The 24,643-nt window shown below is 71.7% G+C and carries 22 protein-coding genes; 14 read left to right on the top strand and 8 right to left on the bottom strand.

Annotated features, from left to right (window positions below):
• The first annotated feature begins 141 nt into the window (after nt 1–141).
• Entirely contained in the window at nt 142–1,572 is a 1,431-nt protein-coding gene (gene yczR / locus B5D66_RS01640) for a MocR-like transcription factor YczR (RefSeq protein WP_078759754.1), read from the top strand.
• A gap of 143 nt (nt 1,573–1,715) precedes the next feature.
• Entirely contained in the window at nt 1,716–3,578 is a 1,863-nt protein-coding gene (locus B5D66_RS01635) for an AMP-dependent synthetase/ligase (protein WP_078759753.1), read from the top strand.
• A gap of 45 nt (nt 3,579–3,623) precedes the next feature.
• Here B5D66_RS01635 and B5D66_RS01630 read toward each other — a convergent pair whose 3' ends face one another.
• Complete coding sequence (locus tag B5D66_RS01630) at nt 3,624–4,442, bottom strand: alpha/beta hydrolase (protein WP_078759752.1); 819 nt, start codon at nt 4,440–4,442, stop codon at nt 3,624–3,626.
• 292 nt (nt 4,443–4,734) lie between these two features.
• Between B5D66_RS01630 and moaA the strand changes: the two genes are divergently transcribed.
• From moaA to mobA, 7 genes are all read left to right on the top strand, one after another.
• The gene (gene moaA, locus B5D66_RS01625) at nt 4,735–5,724 is read left to right on the top strand and encodes a GTP 3',8-cyclase MoaA (protein WP_078759751.1); all 990 of its coding nucleotides are present in this window, start codon (nt 4,735–4,737) and stop codon (nt 5,722–5,724) included.
• Nucleotides 5,725–5,867: 143 nt separating this feature from the next.
• A complete protein-coding gene (locus tag B5D66_RS01620) occupies nt 5,868–7,055 on the top strand; it encodes an RtcB family protein (protein WP_078759750.1) in 1,188 nt (395 codons plus the stop codon).
• Between the two features lie 277 nt (nt 7,056–7,332).
• Entirely contained in the window at nt 7,333–7,968 is a 636-nt protein-coding gene (locus B5D66_RS01615) for a hypothetical protein (RefSeq protein WP_200813476.1), read from the top strand.
• 34 nt (nt 7,969–8,002) lie between these two features.
• Complete coding sequence (locus B5D66_RS24890; protein ID WP_144290650.1) at nt 8,003–8,596, top strand: hypothetical protein; 594 nt, start codon at nt 8,003–8,005, stop codon at nt 8,594–8,596.
• Nucleotides 8,597–8,922: 326 nt separating this feature from the next.
• Nucleotides 8,923–9,255, top strand: a complete 333-nt coding sequence (locus B5D66_RS01605) for an SAV_915 family protein (protein WP_144290649.1) — start codon at nt 8,923–8,925, stop codon at nt 9,253–9,255.
• A gap of 8 nt (nt 9,256–9,263) precedes the next feature.
• Nucleotides 9,264–10,646 carry a diaminopimelate decarboxylase gene (gene lysA / locus B5D66_RS01600; RefSeq protein ID WP_078759748.1) on the top strand — a complete coding sequence of 461 codons (1,383 nt, stop codon included), beginning with the start codon at nt 9,264–9,266 and terminating at the stop codon, nt 10,644–10,646.
• A gap of 39 nt (nt 10,647–10,685) precedes the next feature.
• Nucleotides 10,686–11,288 carry a molybdenum cofactor guanylyltransferase gene (gene mobA, locus B5D66_RS01595; RefSeq protein ID WP_078759747.1) on the top strand — a complete coding sequence of 201 codons (603 nt, stop codon included), beginning with the start codon at nt 10,686–10,688 and terminating at the stop codon, nt 11,286–11,288.
• Between the two features lie 9 nt (nt 11,289–11,297).
• Here the strand turns inward: mobA and B5D66_RS01590 are convergent, their stop codons facing one another.
• A complete protein-coding gene (locus B5D66_RS01590) occupies nt 11,298–11,537 on the bottom strand; it encodes a hypothetical protein (RefSeq protein WP_078759746.1) in 240 nt (79 codons plus the stop codon).
• 448 nt (nt 11,538–11,985) lie between these two features.
• Between B5D66_RS01590 and B5D66_RS01585 the strand changes: the two genes are divergently transcribed.
• On the top strand, nt 11,986–12,195 hold the full coding sequence (locus B5D66_RS01585) for a dodecin (RefSeq protein WP_078759745.1): 210 nt from the start codon (nt 11,986–11,988) through the stop codon (nt 12,193–12,195).
• Nucleotides 12,196–12,402: 207 nt separating this feature from the next.
• Here the strand turns inward: B5D66_RS01585 and B5D66_RS01580 are convergent, their stop codons facing one another.
• On the bottom strand, nt 12,403–13,812 hold the full coding sequence (locus tag B5D66_RS01580) for a metallopeptidase TldD-related protein (protein WP_235000629.1): 1,410 nt from the start codon (nt 13,810–13,812) through the stop codon (nt 12,403–12,405).
• Nucleotides 13,813–13,835: 23 nt separating this feature from the next.
• Complete coding sequence (locus B5D66_RS01575; protein ID WP_078759744.1) at nt 13,836–15,323, bottom strand: TldD/PmbA family protein; 1,488 nt, start codon at nt 15,321–15,323, stop codon at nt 13,836–13,838.
• 539 nt (nt 15,324–15,862) lie between these two features.
• Between B5D66_RS01575 and B5D66_RS01570 the strand changes: the two genes are divergently transcribed.
• Nucleotides 15,863–17,038, top strand: a complete 1,176-nt coding sequence (locus B5D66_RS01570) for an MFS transporter (protein WP_159457190.1) — start codon at nt 15,863–15,865, stop codon at nt 17,036–17,038.
• A gap of 15 nt (nt 17,039–17,053) precedes the next feature.
• Here B5D66_RS01570 and B5D66_RS01565 read toward each other — a convergent pair whose 3' ends face one another.
• Together B5D66_RS01565 and B5D66_RS01560 are read right to left on the bottom strand one after the other, a co-directional pair.
• The gene (locus B5D66_RS01565) at nt 17,054–17,794 is read right to left on the bottom strand and encodes a VldE C-terminal domain-containing protein (protein WP_078759742.1); all 741 of its coding nucleotides are present in this window, start codon (nt 17,792–17,794) and stop codon (nt 17,054–17,056) included.
• 49 nt (nt 17,795–17,843) lie between these two features.
• Nucleotides 17,844–18,557 carry a cell wall anchor protein gene (locus B5D66_RS01560; RefSeq protein ID WP_078760023.1) on the bottom strand — a complete coding sequence of 238 codons (714 nt, stop codon included), beginning with the start codon at nt 18,555–18,557 and terminating at the stop codon, nt 17,844–17,846.
• 207 nt (nt 18,558–18,764) lie between these two features.
• Between B5D66_RS01560 and B5D66_RS25855 the strand changes: the two genes are divergently transcribed.
• Nucleotides 18,765–19,325 carry a flavin reductase family protein gene (locus B5D66_RS25855; RefSeq protein ID WP_327307617.1) on the top strand — a complete coding sequence of 187 codons (561 nt, stop codon included), beginning with the start codon at nt 18,765–18,767 and terminating at the stop codon, nt 19,323–19,325.
• A gap of 38 nt (nt 19,326–19,363) precedes the next feature.
• On the opposite strand, the gene gdhA is transcribed toward B5D66_RS25855, so the two are convergent.
• Entirely contained in the window at nt 19,364–20,719 is a 1,356-nt protein-coding gene (gdhA, locus tag B5D66_RS01550; RefSeq protein WP_078759741.1) for an NADP-specific glutamate dehydrogenase, read from the bottom strand.
• Nucleotides 20,720–20,909: 190 nt separating this feature from the next.
• A complete protein-coding gene (locus B5D66_RS01545; protein WP_078759740.1) occupies nt 20,910–22,415 on the bottom strand; it encodes an LCP family protein in 1,506 nt (501 codons plus the stop codon).
• 356 nt (nt 22,416–22,771) lie between these two features.
• Here B5D66_RS01545 and B5D66_RS01540 point away from each other — a divergent pair, with 356 nt between their 5' ends.
• Together B5D66_RS01540 and folP are read left to right on the top strand one after the other, a co-directional pair.
• Nucleotides 22,772–23,677 carry an Lrp/AsnC family transcriptional regulator gene (locus tag B5D66_RS01540; protein WP_078759739.1) on the top strand — a complete coding sequence of 302 codons (906 nt, stop codon included), beginning with the start codon at nt 22,772–22,774 and terminating at the stop codon, nt 23,675–23,677.
• On the top strand, nt 23,670–24,599 hold the full coding sequence (gene folP / locus B5D66_RS01535; RefSeq protein ID WP_200813475.1) for a dihydropteroate synthase: 930 nt from the start codon (nt 23,670–23,672) through the stop codon (nt 24,597–24,599). Before B5D66_RS01540 ends, folP begins: the two co-directional genes overlap by 8 nt.
• Nucleotides 24,600–24,643: the final 44 nt, after the last annotated feature.

Below are 24,643 nucleotides of genomic sequence, written 5' to 3'. Positions count from 1 at the left end.
AATGAGTACACGGCGCCTAAAACGGGATATAGCGGACAGGGTGTGGCGAGTGGAAGGAGGGAAGGGGGTGAAACGGACCATGTGCGTAATATTGACGTGTTTAATCCGCCTGTTGTAGGGCCAATCCCGGAAAGTGGCACCATGGTGGTCGGCGAACGGCGAATCAACGGTCATCTCCTGGCCCGGCTCATCGGAGCCATTCCGCGGACCCGCCCCTACTACCTGGCGGTGGCCCGCGCGATCAGCGGGCTCGTCCTGGACGGGCGCGTTCCCACCCACACCCGCCTGCCCGCCGAACGCGACCTCGCGACCGCGCTGGGGGTCAGCCGCAACACCGTGACGGCGGCCTACGCCTGGTTGCGGGAGAACGGCTACCTGGACAGCCGCCAGGGGGCCGGGAGCTGGACGGTCCTCCCCGGTGTCGGGGCCGGGGGGCTGGCCCCGTTCGTCCCCGACACCGAGCACATCGACCTCGGGGTCGCCGCGCCCCCGGCCATCGACGGTCTTCGGACCGCCGCGCGGTTGGCCGGGGAACAGCTCGCCGCCCATGTGGGCGGCCAGGGGTACGCCCCGCTGGGACTCCCCGAGCTGCGCCACGCCGTCGCCCGCCGTTACGTCGAGCGCGGTCTGCCCACCACGCCCGAACAGATCTTCGTCACCAACGGCGCCCAGCAGGCCGTCGCGCTGCTGATGGAGCTGCTGGTGGGGCCGGGGGACGGCGTCGTGGTGGAATCGCCGACCTACCCCCACCCCCTGGACACCGCGCGCCATCTGGGAGCGCGGCTGCGCCCCGTCGGCGTCTCGCCGCGGGGTTGGGAGATGGAGTACCTCCTCGACGCCCTGCGCCAGTGGCGCCCGGCCCTGGCCTACCTCATCCCCGACTTCCACAACCCGACCGGGGCGCTCATGGACGACGGGCAACGGGCCGAACTCGTGGCCGGGGCGCGCCGCGCGGGGACCGCGCTGATCATCGACGAGTCCGTCGCGGAGCTGGCGATCGACTCGGGTGAGCAGCCCGCCCCCGTGGCGGTCCACGACACCGATGGCCGCGTGCACACCGTGGGGTCGGCCGCGAAACTGCTGTGGGGTGGTCTGCGGATCGGCTGGATCCGCACGACGCCGCCCATGGCGGCGCGGCTGATGGCGCTGCGGCAACGCTTCGACCTGGCCAGTCCCGTCCTCGAACAGTTGACGGTCACCCATCTGCTCTCCGACGTCATGCGCATCCGGGCCGAGCGCAGCCGTCAGCTCCGGCGCAACCGGGACGCGCTCGCCGCCGCCCTGCGCGAGCGGCTGCCGGACTGGGAGTTCGTCCTTCCCGAAGGGGGACTGGTCCTGTGGGCCCGGCTGCCCCACCCGGTGGCGAGCACGCTGGGGGAGAACGCCCACCGCCACGGGGTCCACCCCGCGCCGGGACCGGTCTTCGGCGCCGAGGGCACCCTGGAGCACTACGTCCGGTTGGCCTACACCCAGCCACCCGAGATCCTGGTGGACGCGGTCCGCCGGCTCGCCGGCGCCTACGCCGACACGGTGGCCCGTCCGGCTCCGACCCCGCGTGAGCTGTACGTGTAGCTCCGAGGCGCCGGCATTGTCCCGATGGCTGGATATGCCCTGGTTGACGAATGCGTGACCATCTCTTGAAAGTGGCCATGCTCCGTGGTGCGATGTGCGCATATGTCGTGATCTGGATCACATGTGCTGAGCGGAGTGAGGCCATGGGAACGACCGACGTGCTGCGCGCGCGTGCCGAGGTAGAGGCCGAGATCAAGGACAAGACGCTGATCGACTGGTTCCGCGACGCCGCCGACGACAGCGGAGAGGCCCCCGCCCTCTCCGACCGGGTGGGCGACACCTGGCGGACCCTCACCTGGCGGCAGTACCGAAGCGCGGTCCTGAAGACCGCGGCCGCCTACGTCGAGATCGGCGTCGCCCCCGGCGACGTCGTCGCACTGATGCTGCCCAACCGCGCCGAGCACCTGCTCGCCGACCTTGGAGCGGTGCACGCGGGCGCGGTCCCGCTGACGGTCTACGCCACCCTCGCCCCCGAGCAGATCGCCTACATCGCCGCCGACTGCTCCGCCAAGGTCGCCGTGCTCGACGGGACGGACCAGCTCGCCTGCTGGGAGCCGATCCTGGACCGGCTGCCCCACCTGCACACCCTCGTCCTGCGCGACCCCGACGCGGTGCCCCCCGAAGGCCGGATCGCCGGCCGGCGCGTCCTCGGCTGGGCCCGCTTCCAGGAGATGGGACGGCGGCGCCACGACACCGGTGACCCCGAGGTCGCCCGGCGCATGGAGGCGGTGACCCCCGGGGACGACGCGACGCTCCTCTACACCTCCGGCACCACCGGCGAACCCAAGGGGGTCCACGAGACCCACCACCAGGTCCTCTACCAGGTCACCGTCGCCCAACGGGCCACCAACCTCCCCCGGCACGGGGTCACGCTGTCCTACCTGCCCCTGGCGCACATCGCCGAGCGCGTCCTGAGCGTCTACATGCCGATCAAGGTCCGCGGTCACGTCCACTTCTGTCCCGACCACGACCAGCTCGGCGCCTACCTCGGCCTGGTGCGGCCCGACGGGCTGTTCGGTGTTCCGCGGGTGTGGGAGAAGCTCCAGGCGAGGCTGTCCACCGCGCTCGCCGCCGCACCGGCGCACCGGCGCGCCGCGATCGAGGACGCGGCCGAGGTCGCCCGCGCCCACGTCATGGCCGGACAGTACGGACACGAGCCCGCCCCCGCGCTGGCCGAACGCTACGCCCGGGTCGACGCGCAGGTACTCCGCCCGATCCGCGGGCTCATCGGCCTGGACCGCGCGACCTACTACGCCAGCGCCGCCGCGCCGATGCCCGAGGAGGTGCTGCGCTTCTTCGCCGGACTGGGCATCACCATCCGCGACATCTACGGCATGACCGAGAACTGCGGCGCGGTCTCCGCCAACCGCGCCGACGCCTACAGGTTCGGCAGCGTCGGCCGCCCGCTGGACGGCATCGAGGTGCGCGTCGCCGAGGACGGCGAGATCCAGGTGCGCGGTCCGGTCAACACCACCGGTTACCACGGCCTGCCGCGGGCCAGCGCCGCCCTGTTCGACGCCGACGGCTGGCTGCACACCGGCGACATCGGGCGTATCGACGCCGACGGGTTCCTCTACGTCGTGGACCGCAAGAAGGAGCTGATCATCACGGCGGGAGGGGAGAACATCGCGCCGGCCGCGATCGAGAACCTCCTCAAGGAGCACCGGCTCATCGGCCAGGCGCTCGCCTACGGAGACCGCCGCCCCTACCCGGTCGCGCTGCTCACCCTCGACCCCGATGTCGCGCCGGCCTGGGCGCGCGAGGCCGGCGTGGACACCACCGACCTCGCCGAGCTCGCCCGCCACCCGGCGGTGCTGGCCGAGGTGGGAGAGGCGGTCGCCCGGGCCAACCGCAGGCTGGCCCGCGTGCAGCAGGTCAAGAGATGGCGGCTGCTGCCGGTGGAGTGGACCGCGCAGAGCGAGGAGCTGACCCCCTCGCTCAAGCTCAAACGCCGCGTCGTCCAGGCCAGGTACGCCCGCGAGATCGAGGAGCTGTACCGCTCCTGAACGGGCCGCACCCTCCCGCGCGGCGTGCCGCGGTCACCTCGCGCCTCACCCCGTGAAACGCCCGGCGAAGCGGGCGACCTCCTCCAGCACCTCCGCGCGGTTCGTCTCGTTGAACACCTCGTGTTGCGCCCCGGGGAACAACCGGGCGGTGAAGTCGGGGCCCGCGAAGTCCGTGATGCCCACCAGCGTGTCCGCCACCGGCACCAGCCGGTCCTGCGAGCCGTGCAGCCAGAGCAGCGGCAGGTGGGTGCGACCGCTTTCGGTGATCCGCCCAAGCTCCGTGGTGATCGCCGCGAGCGTGGGACGTTTGAACGGGCCGTGCCAGACCAGCTCGTCGGCGACGTAGGCGGCGCCGACCGAGGGATCGCGCGACAGCGTCGCCGGATCGATCGGGGTCTCGGGGATCGGGGTGGCGGCCAAAAGCTCCTCCGCCACCGTCCAGCGCCCCAGCACCGGCCCCGACAGCACGAGACCGCTGACCCCGTCAGGGTGGCGCTGGGTGTAGCGGGCCGCGATCAACCCGCCCAGGGAGTGACCGACCAGCACCAGGGGCAGCGACCGGTAGGCCGTGCGGGCCTGGGTGACGACGCGGTGCACGTCGTCGACGACCTCGGCGAAGTCCTCGATCAGCACCCGTTCCCCCGAGGAACGGCCGTGCCCGCGATGGTCCAGGCCGTAGACGGCCGCGCCACGCTCGCAAAGGAACCGGGCGACCTGCTCGTAACGCCCGATGTGCTCACCGTAGCCGTGCACCAGCACGGCCAGCCAGGTGGGCTCGGCGGAGGTGGCCGCCCACGCCTTGGCGAACAGCCGTTCCGATCCGCCGGGACCGCCCGGCAGCCCCCACTCCCGTGTGCCGACCACGTGCCCGTCCTCTCCTCCATGCTCGGGTGCGCCACCGGAAGGCTAGTCCTCGGGCAGGGCCGTGCGAAACACCGAATCCGGCGCCGAGGGGCGGCGCCTTCCCGTGTCTTTCGACGAGGCCGGGGCGATGCGACGGGGCAGGGGAGGCACAACGGAAGAGAACGGGGGCGTTCCGCCCGTTCCCTGCTTGGAAACACGGTGGTGCTCTCTTCTAGGGTGGGGAAGTGGCGGGAGGCGACCGAGGACTCCGCGCCCCGCACCCCATCCGCCGCCGTCATGGGAGGTGACGCCAGTGTTGGCCGATTCCTATGGAAGGACAGCCACCGATCTGAGGGTCTCCCTCACGGATCGGTGCAACCTGCGCTGCTCCTACTGCATGCCCCCCGAGGGCCTGGACTGGCTGCCCAAACCCGAACTGCTCACCGACGACGAGCTCAACCGGCTGATCCGCATCGGTGTGACGATGCTGGGGATCGAGGAGGTGCGCTTCACCGGCGGCGAACCGCTGCTGCGGCGTGGCCTGCCCGGGATCGTCGCCGCCACCACGGCACTGGAACCCCGGCCCAGCACGGCCCTGACCACCAACGGGATCGGGCTGGCCCGCCTGGCTCCGGCCCTGGCCGAGGCGGGACTGCGGCGGGTCAACGTCTCCCTCGACACGCTCGACCCCGACGTGTTCGAACGGCTCGCCCGCCGCCGGCGTCTGGACGACGTACTGGAGGGCATGGCCGGGGCCGCCGCGGCCGGCCTCGTCCCGGTCAAGGTCAACGCGGTCCTCATGCGCGGTGTCAACGACCACGAGGCGACGCGGTTGCTGCGCTACTGCCTCGACCACGGCTACGAGCTGCGCTTCATCGAACAGATGCCGCTGGACGCCCAGCACGGCTGGCGGCGCGACAACATGATCACCGCCGAGGAGATCCTCGACCGCCTCAGCGCGGAGTTCCACCTGGAGCCCGCCGGCGACGCCGAGCGCGGCAGCGCGCCCGCCGAGGTGTTCTGGGTCGACGGTGGACCGCAACGGGTCGGCGTCATCGGTTCGGTGACCCGCCCCTTCTGCGGTGCCTGCGACCGCGTCCGGCTGACCGCCGACGGACAGATCCGCAACTGCCTGTTCGCCCGTGAGGAGTCGGACCTGCGCGCGCTGTTGCGCGGCGGGGCGGACGACGAGGAGATCGCCCAGCGGTGGCGGGCCGCGGTCGCCGGCAAGCTTCCGGGGCACGGCATCAACGACCCCAGTTTCCTGCAACCCTCCCGCCCGATGTCGGCCATCGGGGGGTGAGCCGGAGCCGGTCCGGCCGGATCCGCCCGGGCATCCGCGGCAGGAAATGATTTGCCCTCCTGTGGTGGCTTCTGACTTGATGGTTGGGACACGGTGAACATGACCCACCGTGCCGTTCCGCCCGATTGACGAGGAGGAGGCCCATGCCGCACACCGAAGCCCCCGGGGTCCGGGTCCCCATCCGGATGTGGGCCGACCCGGCGACGGTCGAACAGGCGGCCATGGACCAGCTGCGCAACGTCACCATGCTGCCGTGGGTCCACGGCCTGGCCGTCATGCCCGACGTCCACTACGGCAAGGGCGCGACGGTCGGCTCGGTCATCGCCATGCGCGACGCCGTCTCCCCCTCGGCGGTCGGAGTGGACATCGGCTGCGGCATGACCGCGGTCAAGACCTCGCTGCGGGCCGAGGACCTGCCCGACGACCTCGGCCGGCTGCGCTCCAGCCTGGAGAAGGCGATCCCCGTCGGCTTCCACATGCACGACACCCCCGTCGATCCACGCCGCGTGCACGGGCTCGCGACCTCCGACTGGGGCCGTTTCTGGGAGGGGTTCGAGACGCTGGCGCCCGCCGTGCGCGGCCGGCGCGAACGCGCCGCCAAGCAGATCGGGACGCTGGGCGGCGGCAACCACTTCCTGGAGATCTGCCTCGACGACGACGCGACGGTCTGGGCGGTGCTGCACTCCGGCTCCCGCAACATCGGCAAGGAGCTCGCCGAGTACCACATCGAACAGGCGCGCCGGCTCCCGCACAACCAGGACCTTCCCGACCGCGACCTGGCCGTGTTCATCGCCGGCACGCCGCAGATGCAGGCCTACCGGCGCGACCTGTTCTGGGCCCAGGACTACGCCCGCCGCAACCGCGACGTCATGATGGGGTTGACCTGTGACGTGCTGCGCCGGTCCTTCCCCCGGGTGCGGTTCGACGAGTGGATCTCCTGTCACCACAACTACGTGGCCGAGGAGACCTACGAGGGCGTGGACGTGCTGGTCACCCGCAAGGGGGCCATCCGGGCCGGCAGGGGCGAGCTCGGCATCATCCCCGGGTCGATGGCCACCGGCACCTACATCGTCCGTGGCCTGGGCAACCCGTTGTCGTTCAACTCCGCCTCCCACGGAGCCGGACGGCGGATGAGCCGCAACAAGGCGAAGAAGACCTTCACCCAGGCCGACCTGATCGAGCAGACCAAGGGGGTGGAGTGCCGTAAGGACGTCGGTGTCCTCGACGAGATCCCCGCCGCCTACAAGGACATCAACGAGGTCATCTCGGCCCAAAGCGACCTGGTCGAGGTCGTCGCCCACCTGCGCCAGATCATCTGCGTCAAAGGGTGACCCACGCGCGGCGCCAATGGTGAGGCCCGCGGGCGACAGGCCCCGAAGCCCGGCTTCGGGGCCTGTGCGCGTTCTCGGGGAGATCAGGGGGCCGTGTGCTCGGTGGTGGGGAGCGGGACGGAAATGGCCGTATGCGCTTTCGGATGCCTCCCGGAAATGCCGGCCGGGGGCCTCTGGGAGAAGGTCGGTGTTTCACCGATTTCGCTCAGGGCAGCGTCCAACATGAACCTCCGATGGCCGGTTCGAGATCCGGCCCCGACCCCACGGGAGGCAGGAAATGGACACGGGCCTGATCATCGGCCTCGTCATCATCGCGGTCATCGTGGTGATCGCTGTGGCCGCCGCGCTCGTGATTCTGCCCGGGCGTCGAAGCAGGCACCTCAAGCAGAAATTCGGCCCGGAATACGACCGGGAACTGCGCCGCCACCCCGACCGTCGCAGCGCCGAACGGGAACTCGCCCGCCGTGAGAAACGGCACGCGAAATTGCACATCCGGCCGCTTTCCGCGGAATCGCGTACGCAATACGCGGAAGGGTGGGCGCGAATTCAGGAGCGGTTCGTCGACGAACCCGTCGAAGCGGTTCGCGAGGCCGACCGGCTGGTGACACGTCTCATGGCCGACCGCGGCTACCCCACCGACGGTTACGAGCAGCAGGTCGCCGACCTGTCCGTGGAGCACGCCCGCACGATCGGGCACTACCGGGACGGTCGCGAGATCGGCGAGCGTGGCGCGCGCGGCGAGGCCACGACCGAGGACCTGCGCAACGCCATGGTCCACTACCGGACCCTCTTCGCCGAACTGCTGGAGACCGATCCACGCGGCGCCGACGGACAGAGCGAGCACGGACCGACCGAGCACGGCGCGGCTCACCGACCGTCGACGGACTCCCCGCGCAGTGACGCCGCACGCTGACCACGAGGACCACGGACCCGAAGGAGGAGCATCCGTGCATTCCGAACGCGACACCCGAACCGCCCCCGACGACGTCGAGGCCAGCCGCCGTGAGGCGCGCTGGAACTTCCGCCGCTCGGAGAAGCGGCGCAGCGCCCACGAGGCGTCCGCCGGCGACCAAAGGGCCGACGACACCATGGTCGGCTTCGTCGACACCCACCCCGACGACCACGACACCGCATCCACCGGGGAACACGCCGACACCACCACGCGGTTGTCCCGCGACCCGGCCGTGGCGGCCTCCACCGACAGCGGCCGGGTTCCGGCGCCGCGGACCGCCGCCGCGCGCGGCGGCGCCGGATCGAGCCCGGCGGCGACCGGTGGGGAGGACTACCGCACACGCTGGCGTGAGCTCCAGGGCGACTTCGTCGACGACCCGCAGCGCGCCGTGCGCGAGGCGGACCGGCTCGTCGGCCACGCCGTGGAGGAGCTGACGGCCGCACTCAACGAACACCGGCGCGCCCTCGAACGCCGGTGGAGCGGCGACGGCGCCACCGCCGACACCGAGGAGCTGCGCCAGGCCCTGCGCGGCTACAGGGGGCTGCTGGAGCGGCTGGTGGCCGCCAACGGCCCGACCTCCGGCCTCTGACGGGGAGGGGCGGGGCCCGGACCGGACGGTCCGGGCCCCGCTCCATGTCCGGCTTCTCATGGTGGCAACACCCCGGCGCGCGGGGATCCCAGGCGAGACGCCCGACGCCGGGCCGGGCCGTTCCCGGCCGGCGGCCGGCTTTTCGAGGTGCGGCATCCCCGGAAAGCCGCCGTGCCGTCCGGTGTCCCGTCACGACCGCGTCAACATCGCGGCCCGGCGCGTCAAGCCCGCGTCAAAACCCCTCCCGGCGGGCGAACGCCTCCACCTAGCGTGATCCACGGCCCGCACCGGGCCGCACGGCACCCGCGCGCGAGAGAGGCGACGCAATGATGGACACCGACATACCGAGACCGGGACGGGCCGCCGTCCTGTTCGTCCCCGTCCACGAGGGGAAGGGGGCCGTCGCGCTGCGGTCGGCCCGCCTGGGATCGGGGGAACGGGTCGTGCCGGCCTTCACCACGGCCCCGCGCCTACGCGCGGCCATGGGGGCCGGCCAGCGCTGGATCCGCCTGGCGGAGCCGGCGGTGCGCGCGCTGACCGCCCCGCTGGGGATCTCACGCCTGTGGATCGACCCGCTGGTCGTGGCATCGGGACCGGCCCCCGCCGGTCGGGAACGTGACAGGGCCGGCGCGCGCCACGGCGTGCGAGCCCAGGGCTGAGGCGGGACATGGACAGCACACAGACCCCCGTTCCCTGTGGCGCTCCGTGGCCGCACCGCGCGGTGTGGGCCACGGCCGGAGAACTCGTGATCGACGGTGTCGCGATGGCGGCCCTCGCCCGGCGCTACGGCACCCCCGTCTACGTCATGGCCGAACGCGACGTCCGGGATCGCTGCCGGGCCTACCGGTCGGCCCTGCCCGGCGCCGAGATCGCCTACGCGGGCAAGGCGTTCCTGTGCCGGGAGATGGTCAGGTGGATCGAGGAGGAGGGGCTCTGGCTGGACCTCGCCTCCTCGGGGGAGCTCGCGGTCGCCCGCACCGCCGGGTTCCCGCCCGAGCGGGTCCTGGTGCACGGGAACGCCAAGACCCCGCGTGACCTCGCCGCGGCGCTGGACCTCGGCGTGGGCCGCATCGTGGTGGACTCCATCGGCGAGATCAACCGGATCGCGGCCGGCGCCTCACGCGCTCGCCCACAGCGGGTCATGCTGCGGGTGACCCCCGGTGTGACGACCCGGACCCATCCCGCCGTGGCCACCGGGGGCGAGGACCAGAAGTTCGGCCTGTCGATCTCCTCGGGCGCCGCGCTGGAGGCGGTCCGGCGGGTCCTGGACCATCCCGAACTCGTGCTGACCGGGCTGCACTGCCACATCGGGTCACAGCTCGGCGAGGTCCGGCCCTATCTCATCGCGCTGCGCCGCCTCGTCGCCCTCCTCGCCGAGATCCGGGACCGGCACGGGCGGGTCCTCGACGAGCTGAACCTCGGCGGAGGGCATGGCGTCGCCACCCGTCCCGGTGGCGCGGCGTTGGACGTCACCCGGCTGGGGCCGCGCCTCACCGCCACGCTGCGCGCCGCCTGCGCGGCCTGCGATCTGCCGGTTCCCCGCCTGTTCGTGGAGCCGGGCCGGGCGATCGCCGCCGCCGCGGGGGTCACCCTGTACCGGGTGGTGGCGATCAAAGCGCGCCCGGGCGGAGGGGCCTATGTCGCGGTGGACGGCGGGATGAGCGACAACCCCCGTCCCGCGCTGTACGGCGCCCACCACGAGGTGGCGCTGGTGGGGCGGCGCAGCGAGGCCCCGCTGCGCACCATGACGATCGCGGGACGCCACTGCGAGGCGGGCGATCTGCTGGCGGCCGACGTCGCGCTGCCCGCCGACGTGCGCCCGGGTGACCTGCTGGCCTTCGCGGGGACCGGCGCCTACAACCACGCGATGGCGTCCAACTACAACCTCGTCGCGCGCCCGCCGGTCGTGGCGGTCCGCGCGGGGACCGCGCGCCTGATCGTCCGCGCGGAGACGGAGGCCGACCTGCTGGCCCGCGACATGGCGCCGGCCGGCGTCGCCGTCCGTCAGGGCCGGACCGTTGAACCCGTGGGGCATCCTGGGAAGGGGTGACGTCGACGGGACGCGCCCGGTGCGGATCCAGGGGGCCTGATGGCACGGACGCGATCCTTCGACGCGGTCATCCTGGCCGGCGGCGCCGCGCGCCGGCTGGGGGGTGTGGACAAGCCGGGGCTCGACGTCGGCGGGACCACACTGGTGGAGCGCGTCGCGGCGGCGGCGCGCGGTGCGCGGCGGCTGGTGATCGTGGGGCCCGAACGCTCCCGTCCGGCCGCCCGCTACGTCCGGGAGGACCCGCCCGGGGGCGGCCCGGTCCCGGCGCTGCGGGCCGGGATCGCCCAGGTGGATGCCCCGTGGTGCGCCGTGCTCGCCGCCGACATGCCTTTCTTCACCGCCGCCGATCTCGAGCGCCTGCTCGCGGCGGCCGAGGGGGCGAACGGGGCGGTCGCGGTGGACGCCGAGGGGCATCCGCAGTGGCTGGCGGGGATCTGGTCGACCCATGCGCTTCGTCGGGCCCTGGCCGACTACGCGGGGCGGTCGCTGCGCGGTCTCCTCGCCCCGTTGGAACCGGTGCGGGTCTCCCCGGCCGACCTGGCGGACAGCGGGATCGCGGTTTTCGACTGCGACACCCCCGAGGCGCTCGCCCGGGCCCGCGCCACGGTGAGGCCGCCTCGGCCGGATGAGGCCACCGGCTGAGCCGCCCTCTCAGTCCTCCAGGTCCTCGAAGGGGACCGTCTCGCGGAGGAAGCCGCGGACGTCCAGGAACGAGGTGAGGTAGGCCCGGTGCTCGTCGCAGGCGAGCCAGGTCTTGCGGCGCTCGGGGGTGTGCAGGCGGGGGTTGTTCCACCGCAGCGCCCACCGGGCGGGGAGGGCGCATCCCCGGCGGGAGCAGCGCGCCTCGTGCGGGCCTGTGGGCCGCGCCTGTTCGTCGTCCTCGTTGCGCATTCTTTACCCCCGGGCTCGAAAAGCGTGATCTCGACCGGGAAAAGGTCAAGGGGGAATCCCGGGCGACAAAAAGCGACGCCGGGTGGCTACGGGGGCAAACCACCCGACGTCGCATGCGGTGTTTCGACGGGGGCTCGAAACACCGACCGTGCGCTTCGACGGGGGACCGAAGCGCTGATTCCCAATGTACACCGCCCATCCCCCCTGTACGTCAAGAGTCTGTTACGACGTGATCTCGGGAGAGTCCCGTACTTTCCTTGCCCTTTGGCCCTAAAACACCACCAAGGGCACCGGAGTACCACTGGTCACACCCGGGAGATCGGTCACGGGCGGGTTGCTTTGAGTTCACGGAATCGTCAAGTCCCCCCGTTGTCCCGGCCGGCGGATCGGGATTGGCCGGCGAAGGGTGGGGAAGCGGCTTCGCCACATCGATTCTGGGGGATGAACCATGTCCGAGCACACCTATCGCGTCACCGAAATCGTGGGAACCTCGCCAGAGGGCGTCGAGAAGGCGATCCGCAACGGAATCGCCCGGGCCTCCTCGACGCTGCGCGGCCTGGACTGGTTCGAGGTCACCGAGCTGCGCGGCCACATCGAGAACGGCGAGATCGCGCACTTCCAGGTGGGATTGAAGATCGGCTTCCGCCTGGAGGGGTGAAAGGGGTCGGTCGCGCCGCGGGACCCGCGCTGTCGCGCGGCGCGACCCTCACCGGCGACGCACCCGCACAGACGGCGCCGGCCCCGGCTCCGGGGGCTTCCCGGGGCATGGAGACAGCTTAAACCAAGTTAGCCAGTAGGAAAAGAGGGAAATTGGTCCGGGATCGACCCCGCCCCGCGTACGCCGACACGGGGCGGGGTCACGCCGTCACGAGGCCTGGCTCACCGTCGACATGTTGAAGTCCGGCACGCGCACCGGAGGCATCATGCTGCGGGGGAAGAAATCACCGACCTCCCGGGACAGGGCCGCGACGCTCGCTCCCGCCTCCGAGATCCGGCCGAGCAGGCCGACCGGCGACTCGTTGAAGCGGAAGTTGTTCACCGCGCCCACGACCTCGCCGTCCTCGACCAGGTAGACACCGTCACGGGTCAGCCCCGTCAGCAGCATCGTCTGGGGGTCCACCGTGCGGATGTACCACAGACAGGTCAAGAGCAGGCCGCGGGTGGTGCCCGCGACCAGGTCGTCCAGCGTCGCGGTGGCACCGGGCAGCTCCAGGACGAGGTTGTCCACCGGCGGGGTGAGCGGCAACCCCGTCAGCTCGGCGGAGTGGCGGGTCTGCCCCAGCGCGGCCAGCTCCCCCTTGCGCACCCACTCCACCGGCCCCCGGGGCAGGCCGTTGTCGAACGCGCTGAGCCACCGTCCCGGGGCGCCGGAGAGCACGAACGGCGCGCACTCCAGCCCCGGCTGGGCCGGGTCGCTGCGCAACGTCAGCGGAAGCCCGGCCAGGCGTTCGCCCACCCGGGTGCCGCCCCCGGGCGCGGAGAAGGCGGTACGCCCCTCGAAGGCGTCACGCGCCCCGATGTCGAAGTACAGGTTGATCATCAGGTCGGCGACGGCCTCGGGAGGCAGCACCGTCTCATAACGCCCGGCGGGCAGGTCCACCCGACGCCGTCCCCAGGCCAGCCGCCGGTCCAGCTCGGCCGCCAGCGCCTCGACGTCGATGTCGGCGAAGTCCCGGGTGGCCCGGCCCACCCAGGCGGAGTGCGCCGCGCCCGAGGCCGACTCGCCGGACTTCGCGTTGATATCGACGGTGCCGCTCGGCTGGTCGTGCCGCAACCGCACACCGCTGGAGGTGCCCAGGTAGGTCGAGCTCATGGTGTGCTCGGCATAGCCGTACAGGAGGTTCCCCCGGCCCCTGGCCCTCTCGAAGGCCGCCCCGAGCCGGGGGGCGAAGCGTTCGAAGACCGCGATCCCGGTCTCGGCCGGAGGGGAGTCCCAATCGGTGGCCGGAGCCTGTTCCGGTGTGATCAGGGGACGCGCCTCCTCGGCGGGCGGCGCGTCACGGCTCGCCGCCTCGGCCGCGCGCACCAGGTCCTCCAGCAGGTCATCGCGCAGCCCGCTGCGCCGCACCACACCCGCCGACACGCCGGCCCGTCCACCGGTCAACGAGACCACCGTGACGGTGCGTCCCCGGGTGAGGCCGTTGGTGGTGAGGGAGTTGCCCGCCCAACGTAGGTTGGCCGTGCTGTCCTCGCTCACGATCACCATGCAGTCGTCTGATCGGGACAGCCCGAGCGCCCGTTCGACGATCTCCTGCGGGGAAGCGGACTGGTTCACGCCATACCTTTCACTCACGTCGCTCACGCCCCGGCCTCCTGCACGGTGTTGAGCACCCGTACACCCTCGAACAGCGCGCTCGGACAGCCGTGGCTGACCGGTGCCACCTGTCCCGGCTGGCCCTTGCCGCAGTTGAACGCGCCGCCCAGCACGTAGGTCTGCGGACCGCCCAGGGCCCGCATCGAGTTCCAGAACTCCGTCGTGGTGGCCTGGTAGGCGACGTCGCGCACCTGCCCGGCGATCCTCCCGCCCTCGATGAGGTAGAAACGCTGACCGGTGAACTGGAAGTTGTAGCGCTGCATGTCGATGGACCAGCTCCGGTCGCCGACGATGTAGATGCCGCGCTCCACCCCCGAGATCAGCTCCTCGGTGGAGGGGCCGTCCGGCGCGGGGGCCAGCGACACGTTGGCCATGCGCTGGATCGGCATGGTCGCGGGCGAGTCGGCGAAGGCGCAGCCGTTGGAGCGCTCAAGGCCCTGGAGCCGGGAGATGCGGCGGTCGCGCTGGTAGCCGACGAGGACGCCGTCGCGGATCAGGTCGAAGGAGGAGGTCTGCACGCCCTCGTCGTCGTAGCCGATGCTGGCCAGCCCGTGTTCCACCGTGCGGTCGCCGGTCACGTTCATGATCGGCGAACCGTAGCGCAGCGTTCCCAGGCCGTCCACCGTGGCGAAGGAGGTCCCCGCGTAGGCGGCCTCATAGCCCAGGGCGCGGTCGAGCTCGGTGGCGTGCCCGATCGACTCGTGGATGGTCAGCCACAGGTTGGAGGGGTCGATGACCAGGTCGTAGTGGCCGGGGGTGACGCTGGGGGCGGCGAGCTTGGCGGCGAGCAGGTCCGGCAGGTCGGCGAGTTCCGCCTCCAGGAGCGGGACGTACTCATACCCCCGCCCCGCCGGCGGCAGCAGCGTGCGCATACCGTCGAAGCGCCCCTCGGAGGTGGCCAGGGCCTCGATCTGGGGGGCGAGCCGGACGCGCTGCTGGGTGGTCACGGTGCCGGCGGTGTCGGCGTAGAACTTCTGTTCCTTGACCTGCCTGAGCGAGGCGTCCACGTGGTCGACTCTTGAATCGGCCAGCAGGCGGTGGCTCCACTCGGCCAGCAGGGCGATCTTGTCGTGGACGGGGACCTCGAAGGGGTCGCTCTGGTAGGACGACACCCAGGTGACGTCGCGATGGGCCGGCTCGGCGGCCAGCTCGATCGGCTCGGTGTTGATCGAGGAGGCCACCTGCGCCACCTCCACCGCGCGGGAGGCCACCGCCGCGGCGGCGTCCGGGGTCAGGGTGGTTCCCGCGGCGAAGCCCCAGGTGCCCTTGTGGATGACCCGCACCGCGAATCCCAGGGTCTCGGAGTCCGCGGCCGTCTCCACCTCTCCGTCGGTCAGGGCGAGGTTTTGACCGCGGATGCGTTCGAGTCGGAAGTCGGCGTGGTCTACGCCGAGGTCACGGGCGCGTTGCAGGGCCGCGTCGGCGAGCCCGCGCAACGGCAGGTCGAGGAAGTCAGGGTCGATATCACGCACGTGTCGCAACGTAGTGCCTGGACGGCCGCCGGACCAGGTCGACGTCCCCCGACTTCGCCGTTTCGGCCCCGCTGCCGCCGGGACGGGGAGGGGAAGAGCGCAGGTGGGACGGGAAATAGGGGATCAGATATGTCGCCTGGGAGGCTTTCTGCGTTTACCGCCGTGGGTGTGGTATCGGCCATGAGATAACGCCCTGTCCGGGCGTCTGCCGGCTGTTAACGTTGTCCCATCACGCGGTTCTCACGCCTCGCCATCGGCGCGGCGGCCGGGTGAGGAAACACCCCCATTTCATCCCCTCGGGGATGGAACAGGTCATTGCGTCAAAGCGCCGTTCGGTGCCTGTCCTCCGCCATTCGTGCGACCGCCTCCTCGGTGGGTCGAACCGTGGCGGGACGCGCCCGCACGGGGAAGTCCCTTGATCGGGTGATCCGATGATGGGACGTATTGAGGTCTCGTGTCGCCCGCACGCCGTCCGCGTCCCGAGACCACCACTTCCCGTTCCACCGCCTTTCGCAGCGTCAGCAGGAGCCACCGTGTCCGTGAGGATCGTTCCCCTCGCATTGGGCAACTTCGCCGTCAACACCGGCGCCTACCTCGTCTCGGGCCTGCTTCCCGATATCGCCGAGGCGACCGGCACCACGGTTCCCTCGGCCGGCCTGCTCGTCACCGTCTACGCCCTGGCCTACGCCATCGGGGCGCCCCTGTGGGCCGGCCTGCTGGGTCCCCTGGACCGGCGCCGAGTGCTGTGGGCCGCGCTGGGCGTGTGCGCCGTCGGAAACCTCCTGACCGCGCTGGCGCCGGGGCTGCTCTGGCTGGCCGGGGCCCGCGTCGTGGTGGCGATCGGCGCGAGCGTGTTCACCCCCACGGCCCTCGTCCTGGCGGCCGACCTGGCCCGACCCGAGCGGCGAGGCGCTCTCGTCGCCCTGGTCGTCACGGGCTCGGCCCTCGCCCCCGTCCTCGGGGTCCCGGCCGGAGTCCTCCTCTCCCAGCACCTCGGCGCCCAGGCCGTGTTCGCGGTCGTCGCCGTGCTGGTCCTGGCCGCGGCGGCGGGGATCGGCGCGCTGCCTCAGACACCGCGGCCGCCGCGAACCTCGCTGCGCTCCGGACTGGCGCCGCTGGGAGAGGGCGCGCTGACCAAGGTGCTGGGGGTGTCCGCTCTCGCCGCCCTCGCCGACTCCACCGCCTACACCTTCGTCGTACCGTTGCTGAGCGGTTTCGGAGGGGCGACCGGGCAGGCGGTGGGCCTGTTCCTGGTCTGCTACGGCCTGGCCGGCGCGGCCGGTACCTCGATCGCCGGCTGGGCCAGCGACCGGTTCGGCCCGGCGGTGGCGATGGGGGCCTCCCTGACGGCGCTGGCCCTGGGGCTCCTCGCCCTCCCCCTCACCGACGGCGCGCCCCTCCCGGTCCTGCTCTGCGTCGTGCTGTGGGGGCTGGGGGCCTGGGGGGTCGCGCCCGCGGCGCAGGCGCGGCTCCTCCAGGTGACACCCGTGGCCGTCGGCGCCGCGTCGGCGCTCAACGTCTCGGCGATCTGGCTGGGGATGGGACTGGGCGGGACGCTCGGCGGGGAGACGGTGGAAGAGCTCGGGACCTCCGGTCTGGGACCGGTCGGCGGGGCCGTGGCCCTGGGCGCGCTCGCCCTGGCGCTCCTGGCCGCGCGACCGCGCCGGGCCGGTCTCCCGGCGGCGCTGGCCGCGCCCGAGACGGCCGGCCCGTGAGCCCGGGCGTCCGGCTCACCCCGAGGCCGGAGCGCCCCGCTGGACGTCGACGTGCACGTGGTCGAGGTGCCGCAGGATCTCGTTGGTGGGGTCGGGGGAGTCGTAGTCGCGCCAGCCCGCCACGGAGAACCGGGTGCTCCAGATCCGGTCGTCGAAGATGATCACGGCGAGGTCGAGCTCCTCGGCGTGGGCCACCAGCCAGTGCGCGAGCAACCAGCCGGCCCGCCGGTTCTCCTCGTCGACCGGGCGGTAGAAGATGTCGATGGCCCGTCCGTCGTAGTGGGCGGAGTCCGCGCCGTGGCCACTGTCGACCCCGCCCGGCTGGAACCCGCCGAGGCTCTGCTCGCCGAACACCTCGGCCATGGCCGTGCGGACCCGTTCGGCGCGGGGGGTCAGGCCCGTGTCCGTCATCTCCTCCACGGGCAGGTCCGCATCGGCCTGGGCGCGGCAGGTCAGGCTGGGACCGGCGTCATCGGGCGGGCCCGAACGCAGCCGTTCCAGCACCAGCGGATCGATTCCGTCGGTGGCCGGGGCCTCGGCGCCGCGCGCCTCCAAGGCGACCGCCGTCGTCGCCCGACGCGCCTCCTCGACCGTCAGCCCAACGGTTCCCGTGGAGGTCTCCACCGAGCACGCCGGCCCCCACGGAAGGGCGGTGGGGGCCAGGCGGTCGCTCACCCACCGTCCGCCCAACACCGCCACCAGCGCCACGACCCCGACCACGCACAGCGTGGCCACCAATCCCCGTATCCACCGCATACCGTGACTTTAGGGTGGGCGCGGGAGCGGTCGCGCCCCACGGCCGTGATCACAGCGCGCCCCACAGCACGAACAGGCCACCCCCTATGAGGGAGAACGCCCAGATCCGGTCCATGGTCACCCACGACAGGCGCAGCGCGTTCACCCCGAAGAAGTCGTAGACGACAAGGGCGACGACACCGGTCGCCACGAGCATCGCCACCGTGTGCACGCCGGTCGCCGCAAGTCCGAGCAGGGTCGCGTCGGCCAGCTCCCATCCGCCCTCGGGCACCGCCACCGCCTCTTCGGAGGCGACCGGGACAGGGTGGGGACGGCCATGCCCGTGCCCGTGTCCGTGCCCCCCGCCCCCCGTGGCCCCCTCGGCGATGTCGCCGGCCAGCACCGGCAGGAGCATCAGCCCGGCGCCGTGCAACGACGACATCAGGAAGGACCACCCGGCGAGCTGCCACGACGACGGACGCACGTCACGCCAGTGAAAGTGGGACCGGGAGAGGAGCACGCCCAGCCCCGCGACGGTGACGACCGCCCCTCCGGCCACGGCGAACCAGTGCGACGCGACGAGGGAGCCGGTCACCGTCACCGCCACGGCGACCACCGCGACCGACGCGGCGTGTCCGCCGACGATGGCCGGCAACGACCACAGCAGCGCGGCCCGGCTACATTCCTGTAACCCCCGAGAGACCGCGACCAGCCAGCCCATGCCCGGATTGATCCCATGGAAGATCCCCATACCCACGAGGAGCAGCACCTGGCCGGTGGTCATGGCCTCTCCGATCGGCGGGCGAGGACGGGCCATCCGGATCGTCACACGCCTTCGTCCGGCGTTCAACGGGGGTGGCGCGAATCGGTCAGAGCCCGTCAGCATCGACTCCCAAGGGCATTCGTCACAATCGGCGTGGGGAATAGGTCCTTTTCCGGCCTGGCTGTGCGTGGTGGCCCATTGGACGACACGAGGCGAGAGGCGGAACACGTGAAGGCTTCGACGAGGGCGGGGAACAACGGCGGCAGGGACACCGTGTCGCGTCCCGACGGCACGCGACCGCGCGACCTCCCGGCGGTGAGCCCCCAGACGTTCCGGCAGACCCTGGGGTCGCACGCGGCGGGGGTGGTGGTCGTGACCGCCCATCCCGGCGACGTGCCGGTCGGCGTCACCGCGACCTCGTTCACCAGTGTCAGCCTGGACCCGCCCCTGGTCTCCTTCTACATCGACGCGCGTTCGGGGTCGTGGCCGGGCATCCGCGACTCCGCGACGTTTGCGATCAACATCCTGGACGAGGGACAGCGCGACCTCGCCGCGCGTTTCGCCACCAGAGGGATCGACAGGTTCGCCGCGCCGACCACGTGGTATCCGGCTCCCGGGGGCGCCCCACTGCTCGACGGGACCGTCGGGCACGTCCTGTGCCGCCGGCACGACCTGCTCGCCGTGGGCGACCACTGGCTCGTGGTGGGGAGGGTGATCGACGCGGCGGTACGCGAGGAGGGACGCCCGCTGCTCTACCACCGCAGTCGCTACGGGCGCTTCGACGCCTGAGGCGGGCCGGATCGGCTCCGACCCGCCAGGTCACGACCTCAGATGACGCCCTGGGCCAGCATGGCCTCGGCCACCCGTTCGAAGCCGGCGATGTTGGCGCCGACGACGTAGTCACCGGGCCGCCCGTAGCGTTCGGCGGTCTGCACGCATGCGTCGTGGATGTCGCGCATGACCTCGGCCAGACGGGTCTCGGTCCGGGAGAAGGACCAGGACTCGCGCGCCGCGTTCTGCTGCATCTCCAGGGCGCTGGTCGCCACGCCGCCGGCGTTGGCGGCCTTGCCCGGGCCGAAGGCGACCCCGGCCTCCTGGAGGACGCGCACCCCTTCCGGGGTGGTGGGCATGTTCGCGCCCTCGGCGACCGCGATCACGCCGTTGCGCACCAGGGTCGCGGCGTCCTCCCCGGTCAGCTCGTTCTGGGTGGCGCAGGGCAGGGCCACGTCACAGGGGACGTCCCAGACGCCTCCGGTCGTGACGTACCGGGCGTCGCCGCCACGCCGTTCGGCGTAGTCTGCGACGCGCCCCCGCTCGATCTCCTTGATCTGCTTGAGCAGATCGAGATCGATGCCCTTCTCGTCGACGACGTAACCACCGGAGTCGGAGCAGGTGACCACGGTCGCGCCCAGCTGCTGGGCCTTTTCGATCGCGTACAGCGCGACGTTTCCCGAACCGGAGACCGCGACACGCAGCCCCTCCAGGGAGCGTCCGCGCGCCCGCAGCATCTCGGCGGTGAACAGCACGACCCCGTAACCGGTCGCCTCGGTGCGTACCTGCGAGCCGCCCCAGGCCGTCCCCTTGCCGGTGAGGACGCCCGCCTCGTAGCGGTTGGTGATGCGCCGGTACTGGCCGAACAGGTAACCGATCTCGCGGCCGCCCACGCCGATGTCCCCCGCGGGGACGTCGGTGTGCTCGCCCAGGTGACGGTACAGCTCGGTCATGAACGACTGGCAGAAGCGCATGACCTCGGCGTCGGAACGCCCCTTGGGGTCGAAGTCGCTGCCGCCCTTGCCGCCCCCGATGGACAGACCGGTGAGCGCGTTCTTGAAGATCTGCTCGAAACCGAGGAACTTCACGATGCCGAGGTTCACCGTCGGGTGGAAGCGCAGGCCGCCCTTGTAGGGGCCGAGGGCACTGTTGAACTCCACCCGGAAGCCGCGGTTGACGTGGATGTCGCCGGCGTCGTCGGTCCAGGGGACACGGAAGATGATCTGGCGCTCCGGTTCGCAGATCCGTTCGATGAGCCGGGCCTCGACGAACTCGGGGCGCTGCCTGAGGACGGGGGCGAGGGTCTCCAGCACCTCGCCCACGGCCTGGTGGAACTCCCGTTCACCGGGGTTGCGTTCCAGGATCTGGGCGTGCAACGCCTCGATGCGCTCGTCTCCCTGGAATGTTGACATAGGTATGCCTCCGCGTCGCTGGGCGTTCCTCGCGCGACGCGCGTTCACGGCGCGTCGGCGGAAGACGCCGGATGATCGTCCCTGAGGTGCCCGGCGCCGTTGCCGACCCTGACGGGATCGTCCCGGAGCCGATCATAGGAGGCGGTCAGCGGGCGGTGGACATCGCCTTCCGCAAGACGGAAGAGAGGGATCAGGGGCAGATGCTGTCCAAGGAGGTGGCCTCGTCGCCGACCTGACGACCCGGAGTGGTGGGGGAGGGGTCGGCCTGACCGGTGTAACGCTGCCATTCGGTGCCCTGCGCGGACGGGGAGGGCTGAACCCCCGGGGAGGGGGACGGCTCGACCGCGTTGGCGCGGTCCTCCTCGGCGTCGCCGGAGGTCTGGGCCTCCTCCTGCTCGCGTACCGCGCCGTCGACCAGGCCGCGGATCTCCTCCCAGTCGGGGTAGGCCGTGTCGACCTGCGGCGGGGAGAGCTGCAGCGTCTCCATGGCCCCCTCGGTGACGGTCTCGGCGAGGTCGAGGAAGTGGGGCACCTTCGACTGCGGGATGTCGGTACGCAACGTCCGCTTGGTCGCCCCGGCCAGTTCCTGGAAACTCGCCAGGATCGTCGTGGGGTCGGCCTGCTCGGCGACGTATTTGACCAGGCACCCCTGGCGGCCCATGCGGGTGTAGTCGTCGCTGTTGACCCGGCTGCGGCCGTACCACAGCGCCTCGTAGCCGTCGAGGTGCTGGTGGCCGGGTTCCAGTACGTCGCCCTCCAGTCCGTAGGGGATGGGCTCGTCGATGTAGACGTCGACGCCGCCGATGGCGTCGATGAGGTCCTGGAAGCCGCGCATGTCCACCAGCGCGTAGTAGTCCATGTCCAGGCCGATGGCGTAACCGATGGTGCGCTTGAGGGTGTCGGCCGCGGGGTCCGGGGCGGAGGGGTTGACGGCGAGCGCGGCGGGATCGTCGGCGACGGTCTGGTAGACCTCGTTGAGCAGGTTGTCGAAGCCGTCGGGAGCGGGGTAGAGCTCGGCGAGCGCGCTGCCCTCGGGGAAGGGGACGTTCTCCAGGTTGCGGGGCAGGCCGATCAGCACCATGTCGCCGTGTTCGACGTCGATGCTGGCGACCATCATCGAGTCGGTGCGCATGCCGTAGCGGTTGTCGCCCGAGTCGCCTCCCAGGAGCAGGACGTTGATCCGGTCGCGACCGGCCCACGGGTCGTTCTCGTCGTGCGGTTCGTCCGGGTGCTCGGCGCCGAACACCGAGCTCAGCGTGTCGTAGGCGGTGTAGGAGGTCCGCATGATCGCGGCGGCGGGGAGGGCGACCACGGCGCACAGGGCGACCACCACGATTCCCGCGAGCATCCGCCCGCCGACTCCACGCCGGGAGGGACGGGTGATGACGTAGGAGTGGACGATGACGGTCATCCACAGCACCGCGATGGCGAACGCGATCGCCGCGGCGGTGAACAGCCACCGACCCTGGACCGCGATGCGGGCGCTGCGGGCGAGATCGCCGCTGAGGAGCAGGACGCCCACGACGGCCGCGCCGACGAGCAGAAGGTAGCCGCTGAGGATCACCGCACCCGCTACGCGATGTCCGTTACGGAGGTGGGCGATGCCCGGAACCAGGGTGGAACCCGCGGTCCACAACAAGGCCCGTCCCATCCCTCGGGGACGATCCTGGATCTCCTCGTCCCGTTGTTCGGCCATGGGGTTCCCTTCTGCTGCCCATCCCGAGGCGGAGCCCGGCACAGCCGGTGCGATATCAACGCTTAGCGGCCCGTCGCCGTTCCCTGGCGTGGGCGCGCCGTTGATCCGTATACCAGTGTGGCGCTTTGCCGGGGTTGTTCGAACACCTGGGGCATCGTACGACCGACTCGCCCTCTGTCTGATATGTCCCTTTGAGTGAGATGATGTCTTGTTCTCGGGCCTTCGCGAACCAAAGTCAGGCTTGTTTCTTTCGTGATCAGTAGTTAACCGCCGCCGCAACTGCCATGATCTGGCCGCAGGAGGGGGCGGCGTCCAGGGGGAGACGGGCGCCGTCATGGGAATGAAAGGCATTCATCGTGCTCGATGCGGTCGATGCCGCGCTCGTCAGGGCGCTGCAGGGGGACGGAAGAGCGACCTACCAGGCACTGGCGGATGGGGTGGGGCTTTCGCGCACAGCGGTGCGCGCTCGGATCCGCCATCTGATCGGTGCCGGAGCGATCCGGATCGTGGGGGTCCTCCACGCCGGGGTCATGGGGAGGGAAATTTTTGGACACATTTCATTGCGTGTTTCCGGTCCGGTTCGGCCGGTGATGGAGGGGCTGGCCCGCAGGGAGGCCGTGACGTTCGCGGCCCTGACCGCGGGGCGCTTCCCCGCCGTCGCCCACGTGCGGGTCGGCGATGACGCCGAGCTGGCCGCCGAGCTCGCCGCGGTGCGCGCGCTGCCGGGGGTCACCACGGCCGAGGTCTTCCGCGGCGGCCTGATCGTCAAGGACGCCTACTCCAGCGTGCGCGAGCTGCGCGATGTGACGATCGACCCCCTGGACTGGCGGCTCATCCGCCACCTGCAACACGACGGCCGGGCCTCCTACGCGGAGCTCGCCCGTCTGGTCGGACTGTCGCAGGCGGCGGCGCGCTCGCGGGTGGTCCGCCTCATCGAGGCCGGCGTGGTGCACGTGACCGCGCTGATCGAACCCTCGGCCCTGGGCGCCGACGAGCACTTCGGATTCGGCCTGTGCTGCCGTGGGGACGTCGACGCGCTCGCCGCACGGCTGGCCACCCTGCCAGGGGTCTCCTTCGCGGCCACCGGATTTGGACGTTACGACCTCGTCGGCACCGCCACCGCGGGGGACCGTCCCGCGTTGGTCGAGACCCTGGAGGCGATCCGCTCCATCCCCGAGGTGACCCAGACCGAGACGTGGGAGCATCTGGCGGTGGTCAAGGAACGCCACCGGGGAGACGGGGAGGGGAGGACCGATGGGTGAGGACGGATCCGCCGCGACGGCGGCACCGAAGCCCACGGGGACGCTGCGACTGGGACGCAGGACCTTTCCGCCGGGGGCCCACGCGGTGATGGCGGTGGTCAACCGGACGCCGGACTCCTTCTACGACCGAGGGGCGACGTTCGCCTTCGACGCGGCGCTGAAGGCCGTGGACGCGGCGGTGGAACAGGGCGCCGACATCATCGACGTGGGCGGGGTCAAGGCGGGGTACGGCGATCCGGTGCCACCGGAGGAGGAGATCCGGCGCACCGTCCCCTTCGTGACCGAGCTGCGTCGCCGCCACCCCGACGTCGTCATCTCGGTGGACACATGGCGGGCCGAGGTCGGCGAGCAGTGCGCGCGGGCCGGCGCCGACCTGATCAACGACACCTGGGCCGGCGCCGACCCCGATCTCGCCCGGGTGGCCGCCGAATTCGGCACCGGCCTGGTGTGCAGTCACAGCGGGGGCCTCGCGCCGCGTACCGACCCGCACCGCGTCGCCTACGCCGACGTGGTCGCCGACGTCGTCGCCACGGTCACCGGCCTGGCCGAACGCGCGGTGACGCTCGGCGTCCACCCGGACCGGATCCTCATCGACCCCACCCACGACTTCGGCAAGAACACCTACCACTCCCTCGAACTGACCCGAAGACTGGGCGAACTGGTCGCGACCGGCTGGCCGGTGCTGGTGGCGGTCTCCAACAAGGACTTCATCGGCGAGACCCTCGACGCGCCGGTCTCCGACCGCCTGTCCGGCACGCTCGCGGTGCTCGCGGTCTCGGCCTGGCAGGGCGCGCGGGTCTTCCGGGTGCACGACGCGGCGGCGGCGCGCGCGGCGCTGGACACCGTGGCGCGGCTGGGGCCGACGATGGCCGATCGCCCGCCCGCGCTGGAAGGCGCGGCCCGGGCCGACGGGGGAAGGTAGTCCCCGGCCGGGACGGGCGGGGACCCGGGGACGGCCCACGCCCG

This window comes from Marinactinospora thermotolerans DSM 45154, from assembly GCF_900167435.1.
In the GTDB taxonomy this organism is placed as follows: Bacteria; Actinomycetota; Actinomycetes; order Streptosporangiales; family Streptosporangiaceae; genus Marinactinospora; species Marinactinospora thermotolerans.
Note: the sequence above shows the minus strand (reverse complement) of the source record. Positions and strands in the feature narration are given on the sequence as shown.